The following is a 23424-nucleotide window of genomic DNA, read 5'->3' as shown; positions in this document are numbered from 1 at the left end:
TCGCTCGTGGACGAATCCCCGGTCGACACTATATCGGTGTGGCGTCGCGCGTAACCTCAAACAAGGGCATCGATATGGCTGACCTCGACGTGGGCGATCTTGCGCCGCAATTCGATCTGCCGCGGGACGGTGGCGGGTCTTTAAGCCTTTCGGCCTCGTCCGGTAAACCCGTCGTCCTGTATTTCTATCCGCAGGACGACACGACGAGCTGCACCCAGGAAGCGATCAGCTTTTCGCAGCTGAAACCGGAATTCGAGAAGGCAGGCGCTGTGGTGATCGGTCTGTCACCTGATCCCGTCAGGAAGCACGACAAGTTCAAATCGAAATACAACCTCACCGTCGACCTCGCCGCCGACGAGGAGCGCAAGGTGATAGAAGCCTACCATCTGTGGGTCGAGAAATCGATGTATGGCCGCAAATATATGGGCGTCGAACGCGCGACGTTCCTGATCGGCCGTGACGGGCGGATCGCCAGGATCTGGCGCAAGGTCCGGGTCAAAGGCCATGCCGAGGACGTGCTGGAAGCCGTTCGCGCGCTTTGAGTGTCGAAGGCCTATACGAGCCCGCCCTCACTCGTCGGGCGTTTGGGCTTTCGGCTGCCGCTGTGCCCGCCAGGACTTGCTGACATGGACGACACGATCGGCCAGCACGGCAAGACGGCCGCGCAGACCGCGCGCGCCGATCATCGACGACAGCGTGACTGATTGCGTGGCGAAGCGCCGCTTGAAATCCTCGCCGCCGCAGAGAAAATCGACTTTGCCGAGGCCACGGTCGAGCGACCACTGGATATAGTCCATCATCAGCACCATGCCCGGCGAGGCGCGCTCATATTCAGGATCATAGGTGGTGACGAAAGCCATCATCGTGCCGTGCTGCTCGAAATTGATCGAGACGGCGATGATCGTGTCGTCAAGCTCCAGCACGAAGATGCGCAACAGCCCGAGTTCGGCCAGCACCGAAACAAGTGCGGCGAGAACGGGCGAGCCCTCGTCGAACAGGTCGGAGGCGCGGCCATGCCGCGCGAGCCAGAGGCGCTTCAGCACCGCGACCCGTGCGAGCACCGGCTCGCGCGGGTCATCCGCACCCAGCAGGCGGAAACGCACCGCCCCGGCTTCTTCCATGAACTTGCGGCCACGGCGGTAGTTCTGCCGGGCTTTCTTGGACAGCGTCTCGAACCATTCCGCCCCGCTTTGCCAGGGGCCTACGACACGGTAGCTGATTTCACTGCGGTGGTTGGGCCGAAGCGCCTTGCCATGGCGCGAGGCCGGATCCAGCAGGGTCCGGACACCGGCATCCGGCAGCAGGCGGTTGAGATAGACGATGTCGAAGCCGCCCTGATCAAAGACATGCTGCCAGAGGCGGGCGATCACCTGCGGATCGCTGTCGGGCGCGACCAGCGCGTCGCCATAGTCGCTGTGATCCTTCGCCGCCCATTCGAGCATGCGGATGCCGGAGCGCTTGAACGTGGCGAGCGCGATGACGCCGTCGAGCCGGTCGCCGTTCCAGGCAAGCCCGATCCTGAGCGTGCGCCGCTCCTGATGCGGTGTGGTGCGCCACCAGGCCGCGATCCAGCCGGGATGCTGGAAGACAAGCCCGCCGGCTCGCTGCCAGAGCGCGGTCCAGGCCGGTGCGATCTCGGCCAGGCGCGCCGCCGACGTCACGACTTCGAAGGCGCGTGTCCGCGGGATGGCGAGCACGAAGGGAGCGTTCATGGCCGTGTCCCTTCCGATGATCGCGAGGTCCTTGGCTTCGCAGGCCGCATGCGCCTGGCAATATGCCCCCACATCCGCTTGAGCGGCATGACATAGAGGCCAGCGAGGGATTGGTAGTCGCGCACGTTGCGGTCGACCAGTCCGAACTTGAAGTCCTCGTCCGGCCTCGGCACGCACAATGTTCCGAAGAGCCGGTCCCAGAACGAGAAGAGCAGCCCGAAATTTTTGTCGTAGTGGCGCGGATCGGTGCTGTGATGCAGCTGGTGCCAATGAGGACACAGGATCACATTGTTGAGCGGGCCGAATGAGATCTTGAAATGCGTGTGCCTGACGAAATCCATCATCAGGATGTTGCGCATGACATAGACGTTGACGCCGAAGACGGTCAGTTCGGCAAGGTTCAGCGAAATCAGCGACCAGATGCCGAAGCAGACGCCCACGATAAGGCCATCCCAGGCTCGATTCATCAGCTCGTCGAGCGGGTGGACCCGGTCCTTGGTGATCCCGACCATCACCTCGGCCGAGTGATGCACCTTGTGCAGTTCCCAAAGCACCGGAAAGCGATGCTGGGCGACGTGATAGAGATAATAGGAAATGTCGTAGGCGAGCAGCATGGTGAGGGTGAAGATCAGCACCGTCATCGGCCCCGCCGGTCCCTCGACCAGAGGCGGCTGGAACTGCAAGAGCGTCGAAAACAGCCAGTTGGTCGCGTAGCCTACCGCCGAGACGAAGACTATTCCGGCGGGCAGCATCAGGAAGGGCATCAGGGCCTTTTTCGTGACCCAGAACAGCAGGTCGGCCTTCGCCGAGGGATGGGCGATGACCTCATGCGGGATGGCGAACTCGAAGAACTCCTTCCAGCTCTTCTCCTCGACCGTGCGCCAATAGGCGACGAGCGCGCTGACAAAAGCAGTCAACAGCAAAAGCCCGGTCGCCAGCAAACTGGTGCCCGAGATCTTGTCGAGGATCTTGCCAACCAGATCGCCCAGCATTCCTGCCGCCATAGTGAATCCCAAACCCCGGTACTGCTTCTAATCGAGAAGCGTCAATTAAAAGCAATCGAAGACAGTTAAGGAAACCTAGACCTTGATCGCGGCCGACATGTCGCCCTGCTGGCAGCAGATTGGCGCTCATCGCCAATGATTTCACGGCATTACGCACGCTTCCTAGGCCATCTTCATGCAATCCTTTGCGCGCGCCGCGTGCGTTTGGCGCCGGACGATCGGTCCGGCAAGCCTTTGTTAACCCTAATAATGTGTAATCAGGCTGTCGTGGTGTCGTAAACGAAAGCTTGGTCCCGTGAACGCAACCGGTCAGTCCGCAGTCTTCGGCAGGCGCAAGGAACCCCACACGGTCATCATCGCCCGCGGCAACGAGATCAGGCATTTCACGATCCGGCCCTGGCTCGCGGCATTCATCGGCTCGGCATTCGCCGCGATTGCCATAGGCTACCTCCTGGCCACCTCCTATCTCGTGCTGCGCGACGACCTGATCGGCGCCACCACCGCGCGCCAGGCGCGCATGCAGCAGGCTTACGAAGACCGCATCTCGGCGCTTCGCGCCCAGGTCGACCGCATCACCAGCCGCCAGTTGCTCGACCAGCAATTGATGGAAAACAAGGTCAGCGAACTGATTGAACGCCAGACACAGCTCAGCCAGCGCCACGGCCGCCTCGGACCGCTGCTCGAGCGCGCCGAGAACGAGGTCGGAGCAGCGCCCGCCGAGGATCCGGCCGCAGCCGCCAAACCGGACAAGCACGCCGAGGTGACCGGCAGCATCAGCCAGCCCGCCCAGAACTACGCGGTCGCGAGCCTGGGTGCCGACCTGGGTGCTGCCGATACCAGGCCTTTCTCCTTGTGGTCGACCCGCACCGATCCGCTGCCCAGCGATACAGCCGCCGATCGTGCCGACAAGCTGTTCGTCTCGATCAACCAGTCGCTAAAATCCATCGAGAACGAACAACTCACCCGCATCAGCACGCTTGCGGACAATGCCTACAAGAGCGCTGATGCCATCCAGCAGGCGCTTCAGGCGGCCGGACTGCCCGTCGACAGCGATTTCGGCAAGAACGAAAGCGACGTCGGCGGCCCGCTGATCCCGCTCGACAGTTCGATGATCTTCGACAGCAAGGTCAAGGAACTGGACGAGGCCCTGGACACGCTCGACCAGTTGAAGAAGGAAGCGCGCCAGCTGCCGCTTGCCAATCCCGCCCCCGGCCACCCCGTCACCAGCCCGTTCGGCGTGCGGACCGACCCAATCCTCGGCACCGCGGCACTGCATTCGGGCATGGATTTCAGGGCGCCCATCGGCATGGCGGCCAAGGTCACGGCGCCCGGCATCGTCACCAAGGCTGGCTGGAACGGCGGCTATGGCCGCATGGTGGAGGTCGACCACGGCAATGGCTTTGCGACCCGCTACGGGCATCTCAGCGAAATCGACGTCACCGTGGGCGAAAAGCTGGACGCCGGCGCCACCATCGGCAAGACCGGCAGCAGTGGCCGCTCGACCGGCCCGCATCTGCACTATGAAGTGCGCCACAATGGCGAAGCGATCGATCCCTTGCGCTTCCTCGCCGTCGGCAAGAAGGTCGCCCAGTATCTCTGAGGCGTGCCCGTTCCCAAGTGTGAATTCTGGGGAGGTTGTTCATTCCCGTTGAATTCTTGAGACTGGTTGGTGCGACGCATCACCTGTTTCAGGAGTTCCGAAATGAACGACCTCTCCAGAATTCACACCTAGCCTCAGGATTTGACATGGATTTCTCGCGGAAACCTGGTCAGGGTCTCATGGCCGGTTTCAGTGACCAAAATGGTCTCGCTGATCTCGATGCCCCAACCGTCCATCCACATGCCGAGGATGGAATGGACGACATTGCCGGGTTGAAGCACCGTCTCGTCGCCCGGCCTGAGGCTGATCGTGTGTTCGCCCCAATCCGGCGGATAGGCGACGCCGATAGAATAGCCGATGCGCGACTCCTTCTTCAGCCCGTAACGCTGGATGACCTTGCGCCATGCAGCCTCGACCGCCTCGGCCGACGTTCCTGGCCTCACCGCGTCGAGCACCGCGTCCATGCCCTCGATCACCGCCTTTGCCGTGTCCGCAACACGCGTCGGCGTCTTGCCAAGCTGCATCGTTCTGGCCAGCCCGGCGGCGTAGCGGCGGCAGACACCGGCGAGTTCCAGCGCAATCGTCTCGTTGTCCCCGAACCGCCTGTCGCTCCACATGATATGCGGGGCCGAGGCATTCTCGCCGCCGAGGATGGTCGGTGGAAGGGCCGTGATGTCGCCGGCAAAGTCGGGGCTGCCGGCGATCTGCGCGGCCTGGATGGAGGCGATGGCGTCGCATTCGCGCACGCCTGGCGCGATCACCTCGAAGGCCCGCGCCACGGCAGCTTCGGCGAGCGTCGACGCCTTGCGCAGATAGGCGATTTCTGGCGCCGACTTGACCGCGCGGATCCAGTTCACCAGCAGGTCGGCATCGTGCCATTTCGCATTGGGAAGGCCGGCGACAAGGCGGGCATGGCCTTTCGGCGAGAAGTAGTACGCCTCGAGCTCGATGCCGATATGCCTGTTTCCCCACCCCTTGGCGACGATCCAGTTCGCGATCCAGTCCATGGGATGGCGATCGGCGCGCTGTACATGATCCTCCGGGAAGCCAACTACATTGTCTGGCTTCATCCAGGCCGTCAGCAGTCCGCCGGCCGCATCCATGGCGCGGCCGATCCAGACAGGCTCGACCTCCTCCAACGGCACCAGCACCAGCTGGGGCGTGTAAAATGACCAGCCATCATAGCCGGTGATGTAGTGCTGGTTGGCAACGTCGTTGACGACAAGGAGCTCGAGATCACGCTTTGCCATCTCGGCACGGATCCTGCGAAGCCGCTGCTGGTACTCGTCGCGGGCGAACGGCAATTCGATCATCCTTGCTCCATGCTTTTTCGACGGTTGCGAAGCTCGCCCACCATTGAAGCGGTTTCGCCATAGCGGCAATCGGCCAAGGGCGGCACGTGAACAGGTCCTAAGCCCGAAGCGGCTTGCGGCCTTGCCGGGTGGATGGCGCTCTCGATTTATTTTTGAATTCCATTTGACTGAATAAATCTTTGGTGCGAACCTCACGTCAACCGAGGGCGCAAGGCATGGCATTGCGGGGGACCAATCAGGAGTTCGGGCGGCCGTACAACCGGCGCATCGTGCTTGAGTCCATCCGCCTGCATGGGCCGATCGCCCGCGGCGAGATCGCCAGCCGCGTTGGGCTGACCGTCCAGACCGTCTCGACCATCGTTCGCGAACTGGAAGAACAGGGCTACGTCCTCTCCATGCGCGAGGAGCCCAAGGGGCGCGGCCTGCCGCCAGCGACGCTGCGCATCAATCCCGAGGGCGGCTATGCCGTCGGCATCCACATCACCCCGCTCGGCATCGATGCCGCCTTGATCAATCTGAGCGGCGACGTGATCGAGAGCACTTACCGCGAGGCCCCTAACGCGACGCCCGACCATGCCTTCGAGCTGATCGGCGCGATGGTGATTGAATTGACCGGATTGCGGGCCGGCGGACGGGTGCTTGGGGTCGGCCTTGCCCTGCCCGGACCGTTCGGCGTCGAATCCATGAGTTTCGTCGGCCCGACGACCATGGCCGGCTGGAAGGATGTGGCGCTGCGCGAGCGGCTGGCGGCCTCGACCGGACTGCCGGCCTTCTTCGAAACCGATATGGTGGCGGCGGCCATGGGCGAGCGGCTCTACGGCCTCGGCGCTCAATTCTCCGACTACTACTACCTCTATTTCGGCGTCGGCCTTGGCGGCGTCATGGTTCATGACGGCAGCGTGCAGCGCGGCGCGTGGGGGAATGCCGGCGAGGTCGGCCACATCCCTGTCGTTCCGGGCGGCGAGGCCTGTCCCTGCGGCAACCGGGGTTGCCTCGAAAGATACCTCTCGCTCGAGGCGCTCCGGCGCTGGAATGGCACAGAGGCCGATTGGGTCACGGAAGTCTCGCCAATCTTTCACAATGCCGTCGCCGTCATCGAAAACCTGTTCGACCCCGAAACGGTCATCCTCGGCGGGCTGGCGTCCATCGACCTGCTCGAACGGCTGGCCGGTTCGACCGGCGGCCTGCACAACTCAGTCTCGGCGCGCAAGGACCGCATCGCGCCCCGGCTGATGGTCGCGCGCGGCGGGCAACATTCGGTGCTGCGCGGCGCCGCCGCCCTCGCGGTTTCCGGGGTACTGTCGCCGCGCTTCGGCCAGATGTTCGCCGCCGAGCGCGAACGCGGCCGAGATCCTCTGACGGCCAAGGAGATCGCGGCATGAGCGAGCCGCTGCTGGTCCTCGACAACGTCACCAAGAATTATGGCGCGATCGAAGCGCTGAAGGGGATCAGCTTCTCCATCGGCAAGGGCGAGGTCGTGGCGTTGCTGGGCGACAACGGCGCCGGCAAATCGACGCTGGTCAAGATCATTGCTGGTGGGTTGGAGCCGACCTCGGGCCGCATGCTGTTCGAGGGCAAGGAGTTCCTGGCGAGGTCGCCGGCCGAGGCCAAGGCGGCGGGCATCGAAACCGTCTACCAGGACCTGTCGCTCTGCACCAATGTCGACGTGGTGGCGAATTTCTTCATGGGCCGCGAGATCACCAGGAAGGTGCTCGGCATTCCCGTGCTCGACGAGCGCGCCATGGAAGCCGTCGTCGGCAAGGCGCTCGCCAGCGCCGGCACCCGCATTCCGTCGCTGCGCACCAATGTCGAGCATCTCTCGGGCGGCCAGCGGCAAGCCATCGAACTCAACCGCTTCGTTCACTGGGGCGGCAAGCTGGTGCTGCTCGATGAGCCGTTCGCCGCCCTTGGCGTCGAACAGACGCGGCGCGGTCTCGACATGATCCGCCAGGTGGCGAGCCAGGGGATCGGTGTCGTCATCATCACCCACATCATGCAGCAGGCTTTTCAGGTCGCCGACCGGATCGTGGTGATCCGGCAAGGCGTCGTGGCGGGCGATGTCGCGCGCAACAAAACAAGTCCCGATGCGGTGATCAAAATGATCACCGGGGAGACGCTTTCCGGTGCCGGACCGGCGGGCTGAGGGGCAAAAGAGGGGTCCGGCGCTAGAGGAGCGAACGACATGAAGCGAATACTTCTTGCTGTCTTCGGTATCCTGGCACTGGCCTTTGCCACGCTCACGCCGGCATTCGCCCAGTCCAAGGGGACCGTCTACTACATGGTGCCGACATTGCTCGATGAGTTCCAGACCGGCTCGGTCACCGCGCTGGAGCTGTTCCTGAAGCAGGTCGGTTACGACATAAAGACGCTGAACGCCGACAACAAGACTGACGCGCAGCAGTCGCAGATGAACGACGTCATCGCACTGAAGCCGGCGGCGATCATCCTGGCGGCGGTCGATTTCAACGCGCTGAAGCCATCGATCGAGGCCGCGCGAGCAGCTGGTATCCCCGTCGTCGAGTTCGACCGCCAGATCACCTCGACGCCTTCCGACTTCACCTCGGTGGCGGGTACCGTCGAGATCGGCCATATCGCAGCCGACCAGGCCGAAAAACTCCTGAAAGCCAAGAACGGCTCTGTGAAGGGCAAGGTACTGCAGGTGCTCGGCGATCCCGGCGATCCCTACACGCTCGACATCCAGAAGGGTTTCGAGGAGAAGATGAAGGCGTTCCCGGACGTCAAGATCATCTCGCTTCCAGCCATGCAATGGGAAGCCAGCAATGCCGGCACCATCGTCGCCGACCAGATGCTGGCAAACCCCGACATCGACCTGATCTTCAGCCATGCCGCGCATCTCTCGGTCGCCGCCGTCGCCTCGCTCGAGGCCGCCGGCAAGAAGCCGGGCGACGTCATGCTGATGAGCTCGAACGGCGCTCCGGTCGGCCTCGACCTGATCCGCAAGGGCTGGCTCAATGTCGAAGTCGAGCAGCCGCTCTACGCGCAGGCCGCCGCCGTCGCCATGTTCATGGACAAGATCGTCAAGAAGCAGGAGATCAAGCCCGGCGACTATGACGTGCTCGGCCTGAAGTCGACCGTCACCAAGGAAGCCTGGGGCCCGAACATCAAGATCCCGGGTGCCGCCATCACCAAGGAAAACGTCGACAATCCGGCCTTCTGGGGCAACCAGAAGGCGCCGACGGATACCGTCAAATCCGTCGAATAGGGCACGCCGCCTGAACCGCTCCGGGCCTCCTCGGCCCGGAGCCAATCCTCCGCAATTCCAATCCGCGCATGAGCCTTGCGAGAACCGTTCTCAGGGTCATGCGCCAGCCGGATCAGTCCATGAACCCCCGCACCCGCCAAGCCCTGGAGTTCGTCCTCGACAACCTCGTCTGGTTCATGCTGGTCTTCGTGCTGGTGGTCTTTTCCATCTTCATCCCGAACTATTTCCAGCTCGGCATCTTCGCCAACATCATCGAGGCATCCAGCGTGCTCGGCGTCATGTCGATCGGCCTGGCGCTGGTCATCATCGCCGGCCATATGGATCTGTCGGTCGAATCGGTGGCCGCACTTAGCGCCATGGCGGTCGGCATCCTGTTCTGCTCATCGGGCATCGGCCTTGGCGTTCAACTGCATCCGGAATGGCTGATGGTTCCGGTGTCGCTGCTGCTGGCGCTGGCCGTGGGCGGCCTGATTGGCGCCTTCAACGGGTTTCTGGTCGTCAAGGTCAGGATGAGCGCCTTCATCATCACGCTGGCGTCCTACATCTGGGTGCGCGGCCTGGTGCTGGTGATTTCGGGCGGCCGCTCGGCGCAGGATCTCGCGCCGGCGATCCGCTGGTTCGGCATCCAGCGGCTGATCGGCCTGCCGCTCACCGCCTGGATCGCCATCGCCTGTTTCGTCGTCTTCTCGCTGATCATGGCCAAGACACCGTTTGGCCGGCACCTGGTGATGATCGGCGGCAACGAAACGGCGACCTTCCGTGCCGGCATCCGGGTCAACCGCAACCTGATCATCGCCTTCGTGCTTGCCGGCGCCATTGCCGGCCTTGCCGGCTGGCTGCTGGCGATCCGCACCTCGGGCGCCACCGCAAATCTCGGCGTCGGCCTGCTGTTCAACGCCTTTGCCGCGGTCGTCATCGGCGGTGTCAGTCTGAAGGGCGGTGTCGGCACCCTGCCCGGCGTCTATGCCGGCGTGCTTCTGCTCTCGGCCATCAACACGGCGATCAACCTGATGGGGCTGCCGGCCAATTTCACCCAGGTCATCCACGGACTGCTGGTGCTTGCGGCCGTGCTCCTCGACGCATTCAAGCAAACCATTCGCCAAAGACTGGCATGACAGGACGGCTCGCATGACCGCACGACTGAAAGACAAGGTAGCGCTAATCATCGGCAGCGCGCGCGGCATCGGCAAGGGCATCGCACTGCGCTTTGCCGAGGAAGGAGCACGGCTCGTGCTCGCCGACAGCGAGATCGAGGCCGGGCAAGCGACCGCGGCTGAACTCGGCGTCCCGTTCATCGCCACCGACATTTCGCAAATGCGCGACGCCGAGGCCGCGGTGGCATTGGCGCTGAAGCATCACGGCCGCCTCGACATCGTGGTGCAGAATGCCGGCATCTATCCCTGGCAATTGATCGAGAACACCAGCACCGACGACTGGGATCGCGTCATGGCCGTCAACCTGCGCGGCACCTTCAATGCCACCCGCGCAGCCCTGGTGCCGATGAAGGCGCAGCGTTCCGGACGGATGCTCTACACCTCCTCCATCACCGGACCGCATGTCACAAGCCCCGGCCACGGCCATTATTCGGCGACAAAGGCAGGCATCAACGGCTTCATCCGGGCAGCAGCGCTGGAATTCTCCGGCTACGGCATCACCGTCAACGGCGTCGAGCCCGGCAACATCCTGACCGAAGCCATCCAGGAGCATCGCGGCGCCGCCTATATCAGGAACATGGAGGATTCCATCCCGCTCGGCCGGCTCGGCAGCCCGCGCGATGTCGCCAATGCTTTCCTGTTCCTCGCCTCGGACGACGCCAGCTACATCACCGGTACGACCATTGTCGTCGATGGCGGGCAATTGCTGCCCGAGGGCAAGGATTTCCGGATGGTGCCGCCTTGATCGCTGAGGGAAGCTCGCACCTTGTGGCCAGCACCTCCTGACCAACGAAAAACCCGCCACGGGAGCGACCCGCGGCGGGCTTTTGGAGTGGCTACATCCCGGAGGAATCGACCGCTTGCAATTGTATTGTGAACCGCGTGACCCTGTTAGCCTATGGTGTGATCGCGGAAGACAACGGTCATCACTTGCGATTGCGCCGAAAGCCATCGCGCGCGAACAGGCAAAAGATTCCCGCATGGCCAACCGTCGAACGGAACCCGGCGCGGATACAAATGTTCAACGTTGGAGTGAAGGGAGGGTGTGATGGCCAAGGTTTCGCCGCATACGCTCAAAGGTATCGGCTATGTGGTCTCGACGGTAAGCGTCCTATTGCTGGCGGTGGTCAGCTGGAAAAGCGCCTCGCATGACCCGGTGCTTGCCGTATGCCTGTTTGGTGGCGCCGCAACATCGATCGCGGGTATGTGCTGCCGCTGGACATCCTATGCTATCGAAAAGCGGCGGAACAAGATGTAGCGCCGGCCTTGTTCAGTCTTGCGGGCAGCCTTGGGTTGCACCGCGCAAACAAGGCGCCGAAATGGCTCATTTGCAGGCGCCGATATGCCAACAGCATCCGGGTGCAAGCTGCGCAGCCGAACTTGGCCGTCCTCAAGCCATAACGATACCAAGCACAGCCGCCTTCTTCGCGACGAGGGCTTTCAAATCCGCGTCAGAACGGTCCGTTCCCGTTCTTTGACGAAGCACTTCGATAAATTCGGCCATCGACAGAGAGGCAGGACCGTCATGCTCCGTGAGCAACGTTTCGACCGCCTTGGCCACGTCGATGGTATCCGGTCCAACTGTCGTCTTCATTTGCCACCCTCCGCGCAAGGTCGCATTAGCGGTCAAGAAACTTCGAAGCCCTGCTAACGTTCCCATCGGCAAAGTCGGAAAGTGCGAAAGGCTTGTTTGCGAGAGATGGCAGGCTTGGGAGGGCTGTGATCGTACCGACATACATTTGATATTGAAAACGCATCCGGACGAGTCCTAGAATCTGTGTTTCGTCATTGCTTTCTATGGAGCTTGCGATGGATAGCGTGATGCCAGACGGCAAGGTTTGCCCTTGCGTTGAAGTGATCGAAGCCTGCGGAGAATGGTTCGTCCGCGTGGTCGACGGCGACGAGGAACTAACCCGATCATTCGACCTGGAGTCTTTCGCTCTCGCCTTCGCGGAGGGCCAGCGGATACGCTTGGGGCTTGCCGATTTCAAACGGATCTAGGTTCCCGTGCTCGGAAGCAACAGGCGTTCATCGTCCTGCCTCCCGGAAGGCCCAAATCGTATTTTCAAGACGACGCTGGAATGGTGGGCGATGACGGGCTCGAACCGCCGACATCTTCGGTGTAAACGAAGCGCTCTACCAACTGAGCTAATCGCCCGCTCCGGCGCGGACCTTTAAGCGGTCGGGACCGGCTTCGCAAGGCCAAATGAACAGGTGACGCCCTGTCCGCGGGCCCGATTTGCGAACAAAACGCCGGCTGTCAAAAAACCTTCTCCAGTTTGTTGTTATGATGGTTTGGTGCGCTTGACACCCGGTGGCGAACCCCTTATCCAGCGCCCCAACGACGAACACGGCTGACACGTGCTCGTCAATGCGCGGGTGTAGCTCAGTTGGTTAGAGTGCCGGCCTGTCACGCCGGAGGTCGCGGGTTCGAGCCCCGTCACTCGCGCCATTTCCCTCAAGGATCCCAGTCCTTGGAACAGGGAAATGCCGACATGAATTGTCAGAATTCACTTTCAGAATGAAGTGCCAAGGCGCGTGCTCTTGCGCCCTATTTCTGTTGATGATCATTCGCCGCCGCGCGAATCGTGAAGCCGACTGCTTTCGCAGTCGGCTTCAAAAGTACAGCCACGCCCGCGCGGCAATCTGGCAAACGGGACGCCACTCCAATAGGCTGAGAAGGAGTTCCTGGAACGACTCGGGCTTGAGCCGCGTTTGACGTTGCGAATCCCACTTGCGGATTTGCCCACAAAGCGCTGGATTCATTTCGCAGGTAGCGGAGCTGCATTATTAGGCTGCCTGAACGGCATGGAGGACTTATCGTGTCAATCGCACCAAACATTCCTATGCGCACATTATTCACGCTCATCTACCTGGGCGGCGCGACGACGGTCGCCACCGCTCTCTTCCCGGCGACCGCGTCGGCCGACCGGCTGCAGCAATGCGCGCGCGAGGGCGGCATCTGCCGTCTGCCGTATCCCGCCGAAGTGGTCTACGGCGCCCGGGGCCGCACGACCTCGCGCTTTATCGACCGAGACGCGGTGCCCTGTTCAAATCGCGTTTTTGGCGATCCGGCGCCCGGCCAGGCAAAGTCGTGTTTCATCGTGATGCGGGGCCGGGACCAGTCGAATGACAATTACGACGAACCCCGCCGCGAGAGATGGGTAGCCTGTGCCGAAGAAGGCGAGTTCTGCGATTTCTATGGCCGCAAGGTGGTAAGATACGGGGCACGCGGCCAGTTCACGCAGGACGTGTTCCGCAACGGCGTCCAATGCGACAACGATTCGTTTGAGGATGATCCCGCCCCCAACACCGGGAAGCGCTGCTACGTCAGGCAGTAGCCGATCGGGCCGTCGCCGACAGACGTCCAGGGCAGTTCGCCGGTCAACGGAACGGCGAACTGCCTAATTCTTTGCTTTGGCGCAACTCCCAAGGGAAAGCGCTATGCGCTTTCCCTTAAGGCCCGCAGCCCCGCGAGCCTCAATTGTCTCAACCCTTCGCCAGCAGTGCCTCGACCTCTTGCAGCGTCGGCATCGACGGCGCGGTGCCGGGCCGTGTCACCGAAATGCCGGCGACGGCACAGGCGAAGCGCACCGCTTGCAGCGGCTCAACGCCTCGCGACAGCGCTGCGGCGAAGCCGCCGTTGAAGGCATCGCCCGCGCCGGTGGTTTCGACCACCGGCCCGGCGCTGATGGCCGGGACATGCTCGGAGCGTCCCTTCGAGTGCAGCAGCGCGCCCTTGTCGCCGAGCGTGACGATAACCGTGCCGACGCCCTTTTCGAGCAACTTGCCGGCGGCGGTGCGCGCCTCATCGACCGAAGAGACCTTCAGTCCGGTCAATTCCTCCGTCTCGGTCTCGTTCGGCGTGAGATAGTCGCAGAGCGTATAGATACGGTCGGGAAGCTTTGCCGCGGGGGCGGGATTGAGGATGGTCGTGACCCCTGCCTCGCGCGCGATCTCCAGCGCCCTGAGCGCCGCGTCGATTGGCTGTTCGAGCTGGGTTACGAAGACGCCGGCGCCACGAATCAGGGCGGCATTGGCCTCTATATCTGCCGGCGAGATCAGCATGGCCGCACCCGGGCTGACGATGATGGCGTTGTTGCCGCTGCCCTCCTCTACGAAGATGTAGGCGGCGCCCGTATAGCTGTCCGGCGTGTCGATGACGGCGCTTTTCACGCCGGCGTCCTGCCAGGTCCGCTTGGCCATGTCGGCGAAGGCATCGACGCCAAGCCGGGTCAGGAAGGTGGTGTCGGCGCCGAGCTTGCCGGCGGCCACCGCCTGGTTCGACCCTTTGCCGCCCGGGCCCAGCTTGAACGAATTGCCGAGGATCGTCTCGCCCATGCGCGGCTGGCGATCGGCGCGATAGGCGGTATCGGCGACGAAGACGCCCAATATGACGACAGGCTTTGCGGCTGCCATGTCCCTACTCCGCATCCGGCGGTATGACGCCCTTGCGGAAGGCGAAGCAGCCGTAAAAACGGCGTTCGCCCGTCTGGATGACGCAATAGGCCTGCTTGGCGCGCTCGTAGAAGGCGTAGCGCTCGACCGGCAGCATCGGCCACGACTTGCCCTCGGCGGCGTCGATTTCCTTTTGCACTTCCTTCTGGACGGGCGGGATCTCGTCCGGCTTGCCGACGATTTCCATGCGCGCGGCCGCGTCGTCGACGAACGTATCCAGCGGATAGAGCGACAGCACTGCCTTGACCACCTCGGCGGCCGATGCATCGATGCGCAGCAGCCGGCCAAGCGCCGTCTGGCGCGCCACCGAATCGGAGGGGAAGTTGGTGTCGGCGATGATCAGGTCATCGCCATGGCCCATCGCCCGCAATGCCTGCAGCACGTCGGCATTGAGCAGCGGATTAATGCCTTTGAGCATGATAGTCCTCGTGAAGTCCGTTTGAGATCAGAGACGTTTGCCGGTCTCGGCATCGAAAAGATGAATCTGGTCGAGCCTGGGCTTCAGGGTCAGCGTATCGCCGGGCTTGAAGTCGTGGCGCTCGCGAAACAGCGCCACCATCTCGCGGTCGCCAAAGCGCAGGAACACCAGCGTTTCCGAGCCAGTCGGTTCGACCACCGAAATCTTCGCCGGCACGCCATCGGGATGGATTTCCAGATGCTCCGGGCGCACGCCATAGACAACGGCCTGCCCGTCCTGCGCGGCATTGTCGGCAATCGGAAACAATGTGCCTGATATGTCGACGCCGGGCTTGTCGCCCTTGCGCACAACACCCTTGAGCAGGTTCATCGACGGCGAGCCGATGAAACCGGCGACGAACAGATTGGCTGGCCGGTCGAACAGCTCCAGCGGCGCGCCGACCTGCTCGATGCGGCCATCGCGCATGACGACGATCTTGTCGGCCATGGTCATGGCCTCGATCTGGTCGTGGGTGACGTAGATCGTGGTGGTCTTCAGCCGCTGGTGCAGTTCCTTGATCTCGGTGCGCATCTGGACGCGCAGCTTGGCGTCGAGGTTCGAGAGCGGCTCGTCGAACAGGAATACCTGTGGATTGCGTACGATGGCGCGGCCCATCGCCACACGTTGGCGCTGGCCGCCGGAGAGCTGCCGGGGATAGCGTTTCAGATAGGGGTTGAGGTCGAGGATGTCGGCGGCGCGCTTGACCCGCTCGGCGACCACGGCCGGATCGGTCTTCCGCAGCTTGAGGGCAAAGGCCATGTTCTGCTCGACCGTCTTGTGCGGATAGAGCGCGTAATTCTGGAACACCATGGCGATGTCGCGTTTTGCCGGCGGCAAATGGTTGACGACGCGGTCGCCGATGGCGATCGTGCCGCCGGAAACGGTCTCCAGCCCGGCCACCATCCTGAGCAGCGTGGACTTGCCGCAACCCGAGGGGCCGACCAGCACCACGAACTGTCCGTCAGCGATGTCGACGCTGACTTCGTGCAGAACCTTGACGGTTCCAAACGCCTTGGCCACCTTGCTGATTGCGACTTGAGCCATCTCTCCCCCACCGGCTCCAACTGGCCGTAGGCGCAGAAGCTAACCAACGCGCCCTGTCAGGGCAAGTCGGTCTCTTATAGATAAAAACCGTCCTCGTTGACACGGCGTTTGGTTGCGAGAATAGTGGCGGGCGCTGGTCCAAATGTCGGCACCGAACCGCAATCGGAACTTCAATCCACGCAGGGTGGGGTCCTGCCTAAATCGTATCCGAGCCGGTAGCACGTCGTGCTTCAGCGTCCGACAGGTGGCCACAGCCATTCACACTGATTCTGGGAGGAATAGTCGATGAGAACAGGTCTTTACGATAGGCTGGTCCGTGCCGGCGCCACGCGGCGCGACGTCTTGAAGGGTGCGGCCAGCATGGCCGCGATCGCGGCGGCATCCGGCGCCGGGCTCGGCGCCTTGACGCGTCCGGCCTCCGCCGCAAGCGAACTGCGCTCGAAGATCCTGCAGATTCCCGGCGTTGGCAAAGGTCAGCCGACCGATGCCGATTTCCAGAAGGTCGGCGAACTCTGCCTCGAGGCAACCAAGGCCAACGTCAAGGAAGGCGAATTCGCCGGCGTCGAGCTGACATTCATGGGCCTCAACAACCAGAACCTGCACAATGTGCTGTTCCGCGGCTTCCTGAAGCCGTGGGAGGCCTATACCGGCGCCAAGATCAGCTGGATCGACCTGGCGCAAGCCGACTACAATGCCCGCCTGCAGCAGTCGATCGCCACCGGCACCGTCGACTTCGACATCATCGAGATGGGCGCGCCCTTCGAAGGCGATGTCTGCGGCAAGGGCCTGACCTCGGAGATGCCCGACTGGGTCAAGAAGCAGATCGATTTCGACGATCTGGTCAACTATCTGAAGCCACCGGTCGGCACCTGGGACGGCAAGCAGTATCGCGTCACCATCGACGGCGACACGCACAATTTCAACTACCGCACCGACGTGTTCGCCGATGCCGAGCTTGCCAAGCAGTGGAAGGACGGCGGCGGCGAAGGCGAATGGGGCGTGCCGAAGACCTGGCAGCAGGTGCAGGCCGTCACCAAGTTCCTCAAGGGCAAGAAATTCAAGGGCCAAGACGTTTACGGCTATCTCGACGCGCCCAAGCCATGGGGCGGTTTCGGCTTCTATTTCCTCGGCAGCCGCGCCACCGCCTATGCCAAGCATCCCGACGACAAGGCCTGGCTGTTCGACGCCGACACGATGAAGCCGCGCATCAACAATCCGGCCTGGGTGCGCGCCATCCAGGACGTGATCGACGCGCTGCCGTCGGAACCGGCGGACCAGATCAACGCCGACCCGAACACCACCGGCTTCCAGCAGTTCCTGGCCGGCACCGGTTCGATGATCCCCTGGTGGGGCGACATCGGCTCCAACGTCAAGACCAACGATTCGTCGGTCATCGGCGATGTCACCGGCTTCTCCATCCTGCCGGGTTCGGACGACGTCTACAATTCCAAGACCGGCAAATGGGAGAAGCTCGCCAGCGGGCCGAACTATTCGCCGAACTGCGCCTATCTGGGCTGGGGCGTCTACGTCATGGCCCGCGTCGACAAGGACGAGAAGAAGAAAAAGGCGGCATGGTCCGCCGCCGCTCATCTCGGCGGCAAGGACCTGTCGATCTGGACGGCGATGTATCCGTCCGGCTTCCAGCCCTACCGCAATTCCCACTTCGACATTCCGGAATGGGTGGCGGCCGGCTACGACGAGGCCTTCATCACCTCGTATCTGAAGTCGGAAGGCGACAGCTACAACCATCCGAACGCGGCGATCGAGCCACGCATCCCCGGCATCTTCCAGTACTACAGCGCCGCCGAGGACATTCTGGCCAACACCTTCGCCGGCAAGATGAAGGCACAGGAAGGCGCCGATGCCATCGCCGCCGCCTGGGAAAAGCTCACCGACCAGATCGGTCGCGAAAAGCAGATCAAGCTCTACAAGGCCTCGCTCGGCCTGGCCTGATCGCAGCCTGAACCTGGGGTCCGGCGACGAAAGCCGCCGGATCCTGTCTTGGCCGGCACCGCCGGTCGCGAAGTGCGTACTGCAACCGGATAAGGCGCGTGGCTGACCAGATTTTGCCCACCAATGATTGGCCGGCAAACGCCGTCCCATCCGACCTGATACCGCCAGGCCGCAAACGCCTGGGTTGGACGGTGATGGCCGCTGCAACGCTTGGCCTGCTGGCAACGATCCTTGTCCAGATCCTCTACAAGAGCGAGGTCGACACGATCGGCTTCGAGACATGGCGTCCCGTGGTCTACGCCTATGTGCTGTGGGGCGTGGCACTCGGCATCGGCCAGGTGCTGACACGCGGCGAGGATGGCCAGCGCGCGCTGTTCCTGCTGCCGGCGCTGCTGTTCACCATCGCCATGGTGATCTTCCCGACGCTGTTCGGCTTCTACATCGCGCTCACCGACTGGAACCTCTCCTCCTTCAGCGGCCGCAGGTTCAACGGGCTCGACAATTTCTGGCAGATGCTGAGCGATCCCTACTATCGCAATGCGCTGTTCAACATGGTGCTCTACGTGCTCGCCGTGCTGGTCGAATATGTCATCGCCTTCGGGTTGGCGCTGCTGCTCAACGCGCAGATCCGGGCGCGCAAATTCTTCCGCGTCGTCTTCCTGATGCCGCTGATGCTGTCCCCGGTCGCGGTGTCCTGGATGATCGGCAAATCGCTGATGGAGTACCGGTTCGGACCGGCGGCAACGCTGGCGCGCCATCTCGGCTGGGACAATCCCGCCTTCTTCTCCGATCCAATCATCGCCCGCATCTCGATCATGATACTGGATGCCTGGACCTTCATCCCGTTCATGATGATCATGCTGCTCGCCGGCCTGCAGGCGATGTCGCGCGAGGTGCTGGAGGCCGCGCGGGTCGACGGCGCGACCACCTGGCAGACCTTCTGGCAGGTCACCTTCCCGCTGATGTTGCCGGTTTCGGTGACGGCGGTGATCCTGCGCATCATCTTCAAGCTGAAGCTGGCCGACATCATCATCACGGTGACCTCGGGCGGGCCTGGCGGCGCCACCGATTCCGTGTCGAGCTTCATCTACCGCGAATACCGCGACCGCTCCAATGTCGGCTACGGCACCATGCTGGCGATGGCCTATCTGGTCATCATCGTCGTGTTCGTTACCTGGCTGTTGAAGCTTGCCAACCGCTTCGTGCGCAACGTCAATTGAGTGGCCGGATCATGAGCGTTCAGACCACCGAATACACCGTCTCCGAAATCCGCTCTCCGGCGAGCTTCATCACCAGCCGCGTCTTCATCTATGGCGCACTGGTGTTCTGGGCCTTGATCTGCCTGTTTCCGATCTACTGGACGATAACGACCTCGTTCAAATCGGCGGTCGACGTCACCCAAGGCCATCTGATCCCCTTCGTCGACTTCCAGCCGGACTGGAAGGGCTGGCGTTCGCTCGGGCTCTCGCCGGATTCGATCTTCCAGACCTCCACGGTGCGTGACGAGTTCTTCAAGCGCTTCATGAACTCGGTCATCACCTCGGTCGGCGCGTCGAGCCTCGCCATCATCATCGGCAGCCTCGCCGCCTACGGCCTCACGCGTTACCGCTACAAGTTCGCCTGGTTCAAGAACGAGGATATCTCCTTCTTCTTCCTGTCGCAGCTGATCCTGCCACCCGTGGTGCTCGCTTTGCCCTTCCTGGTGCTCTACCGCGAAGTCGGCCTGCTCGACACACGCATCGGACTGATCCTGCTCTATACGCTGATGGTGCTGCCGATCGTCATCTGGATTATGCGCGACCAGTTCAACTCGATCCCGGTCGAGCTGGAAGAAGCAGCCCTCGTCGATGGCCTGTCGATCTGGGGCGCGTTTTTCCGCATCGTCATGCCGATCGCGTTGCCGGGCATGGTTGCCGCCTTCATCCTGGCGATGGTGCTGTGCTGGAACGAGTATTTCTTCGCCGCCCTTCTGACCTCGACCGATGCCAAGACCATTCCTGTCATGGTGGCGAGCCAGACCGGCTCGCAAGGCATCAATTGGTGGTCGATGGCAGCCCTTGCCACCGCCGCGATCGCGCCGCTGGCGGTGATCGGCATCGCGCTGGAACGCTATCTCATCATGGGCATGACGGCGGGGGCCGTGAAGTGACGAACCAATACTGGTTCGCACGCAACATCCGTGTCGGCTACAAGGGCTACGACCGCTATGGCAAGGGCGTCATGCCGATCGCCTGGCAAGGTCGAGCCGTCATCGCCGGCTTCGTGCTGGCCATGCTGTGCGGCGGCCTGCTCATGGCCCTGGTGGGCTTCTACGCCAACCACCTCGCGCTTGGCGTAGCCCTCTATGTCATCCTGGCGATAGCCGGCGCCGGCACGTTCATCTGGGCCGTTGCCACGAAGAGCGACCCGGACAAGTCGATTGCCGACTACCGGGCGGAGCGGCTGAAAAACAACCTTTAGGCCTTCAGGGTAGTGCGCAGGTGGTCCATGATCATGGCGACGCCCTTGTTGCCAAGTTCCGCCGATGCATCCTTGGCGCTCGCCGTATACCAGCCGGTATTGTCGGCGAAGCGGGCGGCATCGACCGCCTCCGGGCATAGCGCCAGCATCAGTGATGTCTCGCCGATGCCGGCATGGTCGAACGGATACTGGCCGTTCATGGCGGCCGGCATCAGCGGATGCACCTGCACCCAGTTGAAGAAGTTTTCACCGGCGGCGTGTCCGGCATAATAGTCGGCCATGTCCTTCGAGCCCCACCAGCCCTCGCCGCGCTGCTTCTCGAGGAAACGGAAGATCGCCTGGCGGCCGGCGGTCTTGAAGGCGAGATCGGTCGGCATGCCGGCGGCGAAATTCTCGGTCTGGTGGTGGATGATGGCGTGGATGTTGCGGAAACCGATGCGCAGTAGGCTGTAGAACAGCTCCTCGCCGAACGGCGCCAGCTGATTGCCGCCGACCTGCACCGATCCCGAACCTTCCGGCGGCGCCACCGCGTAACTCGCGGCTCCGTAGTAGAAGGGCGGCAGGATGACGACGTCCCTCTCCTTCTCGAACAATTCCAATGTCTTGATGACGGCCAGCGTATCCATGCCGACGGCCATGTGCTCGCCGTGATATTCAAGCACGCCGAGCGGCAGGGCGACCGGCCAATTCTCGGCGATGGCCTTGCGTATCTGGTGCGGCAGCATCAGTTCATAACGCATGATCTATTCCATATTGGTGTGGCGGGCGCGCATGGCTTCGGGCGAAGCACCGATCAGGGATTGGAGCTTCAGCACCATCACCTCGAACAGCAGGAACAGTGCGCCTTCGAACACCGAGCCCATCGGCAGGACCGAAGTCCTCTGCGGCCCCTGGTCATTGGCCATGGTCTGGGCCGGAATGAGCAGCGTGGCATCGGCCAACCCCGCCGCGCTGCCGCCAGCCTGGGCGGTCAGCAGCAGATTGGTCGCTCCGGCATCGCGCGCGACGCGCATCAAGGTCAGCACGGTCGAGGTCTCTCCCGGTCCGGAACTGGCCAGGAAGACGTCACCCGGCCCCAAGGGCGGCGTCGTCATGTCGCCGACCACCGAGACCGGCAGGCCGAGATGATAGAGCCGCATGGCGAAACCCTTGACCTGCAAAGCCTCGCGGCCGCAGCCATAGACGACGATCTGCCTGGCTTCCGCCAGCATCTTGCAGGCGGCGTCGATCTGGCTGTCATCCATGCGCGCCAGCGCGCCGCCGAGTTCGTCGAGCGCGGTCTTGAACAGATTTTCGCTCCGGTCGCTCACGACAAACCCACCCTCGAAATCGTCCTCGGATCTTTCACGAACAGCCTGATTTCATTCATGCTAGCAACCGCGAAAATGCGTGTCCAACGCCGCGCGGTGCTTTTGCCTCGTCACAGGCATGATAGTGTCATGTCAGACAAATCAGCTCAGACAGATCAACCCCGGGAAAACTGCAAGACATGAAGACACGGCATTTCGACCGCATCGGCAATGGCGGCCTCACCTTTACGGAGCTCGGCTTCGGCACGGCACCGCTTGGCAATCTCTACCGCGCCGTTTCGGACGAGGACGCCAAGGCCACGCTCGACGCCGCCTGGGCGACCGGCTGCCGCTACTACGACACCGCGCCGCTCTACGGGCTTGGCCTGTCGGAAACACGCCTCAACCCCTTCCTGCGCGGCAAGAAGCGCGATGACTATGTGCTGTCGAGCAAGGTCGGCCGCCTCATGCGTGCCTGCCCGCCGGAGCAGCGCACCGGCATCGGCAAGTTCTTCGACACGCCGTCGCGCCAAGAGGTCTACGATTACAGCTATGACGGCGTCATGCGTTCGTTCGAGGCCTCGCTCGAGCGGCTTGGCGTCGACCGGATCGACATACTGTTCGTGCACGATGTCGACATCTTCACCCATGGCAGCAAGGAGGCGTCCGACCGGCGCATCGAGGAATTCATGCGCTCGGGCTACTACGGGCTGCTGTCGCTTCGCGACCAGGGCGCGATCAAGGCGTTCGGCGGCGGCATCAACGAATGGCAGGTTGCCCAGACGCTGGCCGAGCGCGGCGATTTCGACCTGTTCCTGCTTGCCGGGCGCTACACGCTGCTGGAACAGGAGGCGCTGGCATCCTTCCTGCCGCTCTGCCAGAAGCGCGGCATCGGTATCGTCCTTGGCGGCCCCTACAATTCCGGCATCCTGGCGACAGGACCGAAGCCCGGCGCCTACTACAACTATTCCGAGGCGCCGAAGGACATTCTCGAGCGGGTCGCCGGCATCGAGGCCGTCTGCAAACGCCATGGTGTCAAGCTGATCGAGGCGGCGCTGCAGTTTCCGCTGCTGCATCCCTCGGTCGTCTCGGTGATCCCCGGAGGCCAGCGGCCGAGCGAAGTCGAAAGCAACCGGGCGCTGCTCGACGCGAAACTACCGGCAGCGCTGTGGGCCGACCTCAAGAAGGAAGGTTTGATGCGCGACGACGCGCCGACCGCATAAGAGCGCTGCCGCCTCCAATTCTGGCCCAAAAAATGAAAAGCCGGGCAAGCCCGGCTTTTCTGGTCGCGTGTACCGGCGTCGGACACAAAAATGAAAAGCCGGGCAAGCCCGGCTTTTCTGGTCTCTGAAAAGAAAAAACGCTTAGTTGACTGCGTCCTTCAGGCCTTTGCCGGCCGAGAACTTCGGCACGGTGCGCGCCGGGATCTTCACTTCGGCGCCGGTCTGCGGGTTGCGGCCGGTCGAGGCCGCACGCTTTGACACGGTGAAATTGCCAAAGCCGACAAGCCGGACATCGCCGCCCTTCTTCAGTTCGCCGGTGATGACGGAAAATACCGCATCGACCGCCGACTGCGCGTCACCCTTCGAAATGCTCGCGGCGTCGGCGACAGCGGACACCAGTTCGTTCTTGTTCATAAAAATTCCCTTCCATGAGAACACCGGAACTAACGACTCATCCGGCAGGAAACGGACTTTAGAAAGAAGCGTTGCCGCAACCAAGTCGAAAAGCCCGGAAAAAGTGGAAAAAAGCCCGGA

General features: G+C 62.6%; 25 protein-coding genes and 2 tRNA genes. 16 read left to right on the top strand and 11 right to left on the bottom strand.

All coding sequences use genetic code 11. The features are described 5' to 3' along the window. Positions 1-74: 74 nt before the first annotated feature. A complete protein-coding gene (locus QQK95_RS33090) occupies positions 75-542 on the top strand; it encodes a peroxiredoxin (RefSeq protein WP_284278771.1) in 468 nt (155 codons plus the stop codon). 27 nt (positions 543-569) lie between these two features. On the opposite strand, the gene QQK95_RS33085 is transcribed toward QQK95_RS33090, so the two are convergent. Continuing rightward, a complete protein-coding gene (locus QQK95_RS33085) occupies positions 570-1712 on the bottom strand; it encodes a GNAT family N-acetyltransferase (RefSeq protein ID WP_284278770.1) in 1143 nt (380 codons plus the stop codon). Beyond that, positions 1709-2704 carry a sterol desaturase family protein gene (locus tag QQK95_RS33080; RefSeq protein WP_284278769.1) on the bottom strand — a complete coding sequence of 332 codons (996 nt, stop codon included), beginning with the start codon at positions 2702-2704 and terminating at the stop codon, positions 1709-1711. Before QQK95_RS33080 ends, QQK95_RS33085 begins: the two co-directional genes overlap by 4 nt. Positions 2705-3011: 307 nt before the next feature. Between QQK95_RS33080 and QQK95_RS33075 the strand changes: the two genes are divergently transcribed. Further along, positions 3012-4316 (top strand): M23 family metallopeptidase, encoded by a 1305-nt coding sequence (locus QQK95_RS33075; protein WP_284278768.1) that lies wholly within the window; start codon positions 3012-3014, stop codon positions 4314-4316. A 134-nt stretch (positions 4317-4450) separates the two neighbouring features. Here the strand turns inward: QQK95_RS33075 and QQK95_RS33070 are convergent, their stop codons facing one another. After that, positions 4451-5629: a M24 family metallopeptidase gene (locus QQK95_RS33070; RefSeq protein WP_284278767.1), complete on the bottom strand. Its 1179-nt coding sequence runs from the start codon at positions 5627-5629 to the stop codon at positions 4451-4453. Between the two features lie 215 nt (positions 5630-5844). Here QQK95_RS33070 and QQK95_RS33065 point away from each other — a divergent pair, with 215 nt between their 5' ends. The 6 genes from QQK95_RS33065 to QQK95_RS33040 all read left to right on the top strand — a co-directional run bounded on the left by QQK95_RS33065 (position 5845) and on the right by QQK95_RS33040 (position 11264). Beyond that, complete coding sequence (locus QQK95_RS33065; RefSeq protein WP_284278766.1) at positions 5845-7011, top strand: ROK family transcriptional regulator; 1167 nt, start codon at positions 5845-5847, stop codon at positions 7009-7011. Further along, positions 7008-7772 carry an ATP-binding cassette domain-containing protein gene (locus QQK95_RS33060; RefSeq protein ID WP_284278764.1) on the top strand — a complete coding sequence of 255 codons (765 nt, stop codon included), beginning with the start codon at positions 7008-7010 and terminating at the stop codon, positions 7770-7772. Before QQK95_RS33065 ends, QQK95_RS33060 begins: the two co-directional genes overlap by 4 nt. Positions 7773-7811: 39 nt before the next feature. Then, a complete protein-coding gene (locus QQK95_RS33055) occupies positions 7812-8852 on the top strand; it encodes a sugar ABC transporter substrate-binding protein (RefSeq protein WP_027051589.1) in 1041 nt (346 codons plus the stop codon). 119 nt (positions 8853-8971) lie between these two features. After that, positions 8972-9967 carry an ABC transporter permease gene (locus QQK95_RS33050; RefSeq protein WP_284278762.1) on the top strand — a complete coding sequence of 332 codons (996 nt, stop codon included), beginning with the start codon at positions 8972-8974 and terminating at the stop codon, positions 9965-9967. Between the two features lie 13 nt (positions 9968-9980). Continuing rightward, the gene (locus QQK95_RS33045; protein WP_284278761.1) at positions 9981-10751 is read left to right on the top strand and encodes an SDR family NAD(P)-dependent oxidoreductase; all 771 of its coding nucleotides are present in this window, start codon (positions 9981-9983) and stop codon (positions 10749-10751) included. A 303-nt stretch (positions 10752-11054) separates the two neighbouring features. Next, positions 11055-11264, top strand: coding sequence for a hypothetical protein (locus tag QQK95_RS33040; protein ID WP_284278760.1), 210 nt, complete (start codon positions 11055-11057; stop codon positions 11262-11264). A gap of 132 nt (positions 11265-11396) precedes the next feature. Here QQK95_RS33040 and QQK95_RS33035 read toward each other — a convergent pair whose 3' ends face one another. Beyond that, the gene (locus tag QQK95_RS33035) at positions 11397-11600 is read right to left on the bottom strand and encodes a hypothetical protein (protein WP_284278759.1); all 204 of its coding nucleotides are present in this window, start codon (positions 11598-11600) and stop codon (positions 11397-11399) included. A 215-nt stretch (positions 11601-11815) separates the two neighbouring features. Between QQK95_RS33035 and QQK95_RS33030 the strand changes: the two genes are divergently transcribed. Continuing rightward, positions 11816-12007, top strand: coding sequence for a hypothetical protein (locus QQK95_RS33030; RefSeq protein ID WP_284278758.1), 192 nt, complete (start codon positions 11816-11818; stop codon positions 12005-12007). 81 nt (positions 12008-12088) lie between these two features. Here QQK95_RS33030 and QQK95_RS33025 read toward each other — a convergent pair. Further along, positions 12089-12164, bottom strand: a tRNA-Val gene (locus QQK95_RS33025). A gap of 217 nt (positions 12165-12381) precedes the next feature. Here QQK95_RS33025 and QQK95_RS33020 point away from each other — a divergent pair. Together QQK95_RS33020 and QQK95_RS33015 are read left to right on the top strand one after the other, a co-directional pair. Next, a tRNA-Asp gene (locus QQK95_RS33020) sits at positions 12382-12458 on the top strand. 370 nt (positions 12459-12828) lie between these two features. After that, complete coding sequence (locus QQK95_RS33015; RefSeq protein ID WP_284278756.1) at positions 12829-13347, top strand: hypothetical protein; 519 nt, start codon at positions 12829-12831, stop codon at positions 13345-13347. A 148-nt stretch (positions 13348-13495) separates the two neighbouring features. Here the strand turns inward: QQK95_RS33015 and rbsK are convergent, their stop codons facing one another. Genes rbsK through QQK95_RS33000 form a run of 3 tightly spaced genes read right to left on the bottom strand, consistent with a single transcriptional unit; the run spans position 13496 to position 15965 of the window. Then, the gene (rbsK, locus tag QQK95_RS33010; protein WP_284278754.1) at positions 13496-14425 is read right to left on the bottom strand and encodes a ribokinase; all 930 of its coding nucleotides are present in this window, start codon (positions 14423-14425) and stop codon (positions 13496-13498) included. Positions 14426-14429: 4 nt separating this feature from the next. Next, complete coding sequence (locus QQK95_RS33005; RefSeq protein ID WP_284278753.1) at positions 14430-14882, bottom strand: RbsD/FucU family protein; 453 nt, start codon at positions 14880-14882, stop codon at positions 14430-14432. Between the two features lie 27 nt (positions 14883-14909). Beyond that, positions 14910-15965: an ABC transporter ATP-binding protein gene (locus QQK95_RS33000; RefSeq protein WP_010915660.1), complete on the bottom strand. Its 1056-nt coding sequence runs from the start codon at positions 15963-15965 to the stop codon at positions 14910-14912. Between the two features lie 285 nt (positions 15966-16250). Between QQK95_RS33000 and QQK95_RS32995 the strand changes: the two genes are divergently transcribed. The 4 genes from QQK95_RS32995 to QQK95_RS32980 all read left to right on the top strand — a co-directional run bounded on the left by QQK95_RS32995 (position 16251) and on the right by QQK95_RS32980 (position 20378). Beyond that, positions 16251-17918 carry an ABC transporter substrate-binding protein gene (locus QQK95_RS32995; protein WP_284278752.1) on the top strand — a complete coding sequence of 556 codons (1668 nt, stop codon included), beginning with the start codon at positions 16251-16253 and terminating at the stop codon, positions 17916-17918. A gap of 98 nt (positions 17919-18016) precedes the next feature. Further along, a complete protein-coding gene (locus QQK95_RS32990) occupies positions 18017-19138 on the top strand; it encodes a carbohydrate ABC transporter permease (RefSeq protein WP_284278750.1) in 1122 nt (373 codons plus the stop codon). A gap of 11 nt (positions 19139-19149) precedes the next feature. Further along, positions 19150-20067 carry a carbohydrate ABC transporter permease gene (locus QQK95_RS32985; protein ID WP_284278749.1) on the top strand — a complete coding sequence of 306 codons (918 nt, stop codon included), beginning with the start codon at positions 19150-19152 and terminating at the stop codon, positions 20065-20067. Continuing rightward, a complete protein-coding gene (locus QQK95_RS32980) occupies positions 20064-20378 on the top strand; it encodes a hypothetical protein (protein WP_284278748.1) in 315 nt (104 codons plus the stop codon). The genes QQK95_RS32985 and QQK95_RS32980 overlap by 4 nt, the downstream gene beginning before the upstream one ends. On the opposite strand, the gene QQK95_RS32975 is transcribed toward QQK95_RS32980, so the two are convergent. Together QQK95_RS32975 and QQK95_RS32970 are read right to left on the bottom strand one after the other, a co-directional pair. Continuing rightward, on the bottom strand, positions 20375-21118 hold the full coding sequence (locus QQK95_RS32975; protein ID WP_284278746.1) for a creatininase family protein: 744 nt from the start codon (positions 21116-21118) through the stop codon (positions 20375-20377). The genes QQK95_RS32980 and QQK95_RS32975 overlap by 4 nt on opposite strands. Positions 21119-21121: 3 nt before the next feature. Next, the gene (locus QQK95_RS32970; protein WP_284278745.1) at positions 21122-21688 is read right to left on the bottom strand and encodes an SIS domain-containing protein; all 567 of its coding nucleotides are present in this window, start codon (positions 21686-21688) and stop codon (positions 21122-21124) included. Between the two features lie 179 nt (positions 21689-21867). On the opposite strand from QQK95_RS32970, the gene QQK95_RS32965 reads away from it, so the two are divergent. Further along, complete coding sequence (locus QQK95_RS32965) at positions 21868-22890, top strand: aldo/keto reductase (RefSeq protein WP_284278744.1); 1023 nt, start codon at positions 21868-21870, stop codon at positions 22888-22890. A gap of 141 nt (positions 22891-23031) precedes the next feature. Here QQK95_RS32965 and QQK95_RS32960 read toward each other — a convergent pair whose 3' ends face one another. Beyond that, positions 23032-23304, bottom strand: coding sequence for an HU family DNA-binding protein (locus tag QQK95_RS32960; protein ID WP_006201846.1), 273 nt, complete (start codon positions 23302-23304; stop codon positions 23032-23034). Between the last annotated feature and the right edge of the window lie 120 nt (positions 23305-23424).

It is taken from the genome of Mesorhizobium huakuii (assembly GCF_030160235.1).
GTDB lineage: Bacteria > Pseudomonadota > Alphaproteobacteria > Rhizobiales > Rhizobiaceae > Mesorhizobium > Mesorhizobium huakuii.
This window is presented reverse-complemented; position numbering and strand designations above follow the sequence as displayed.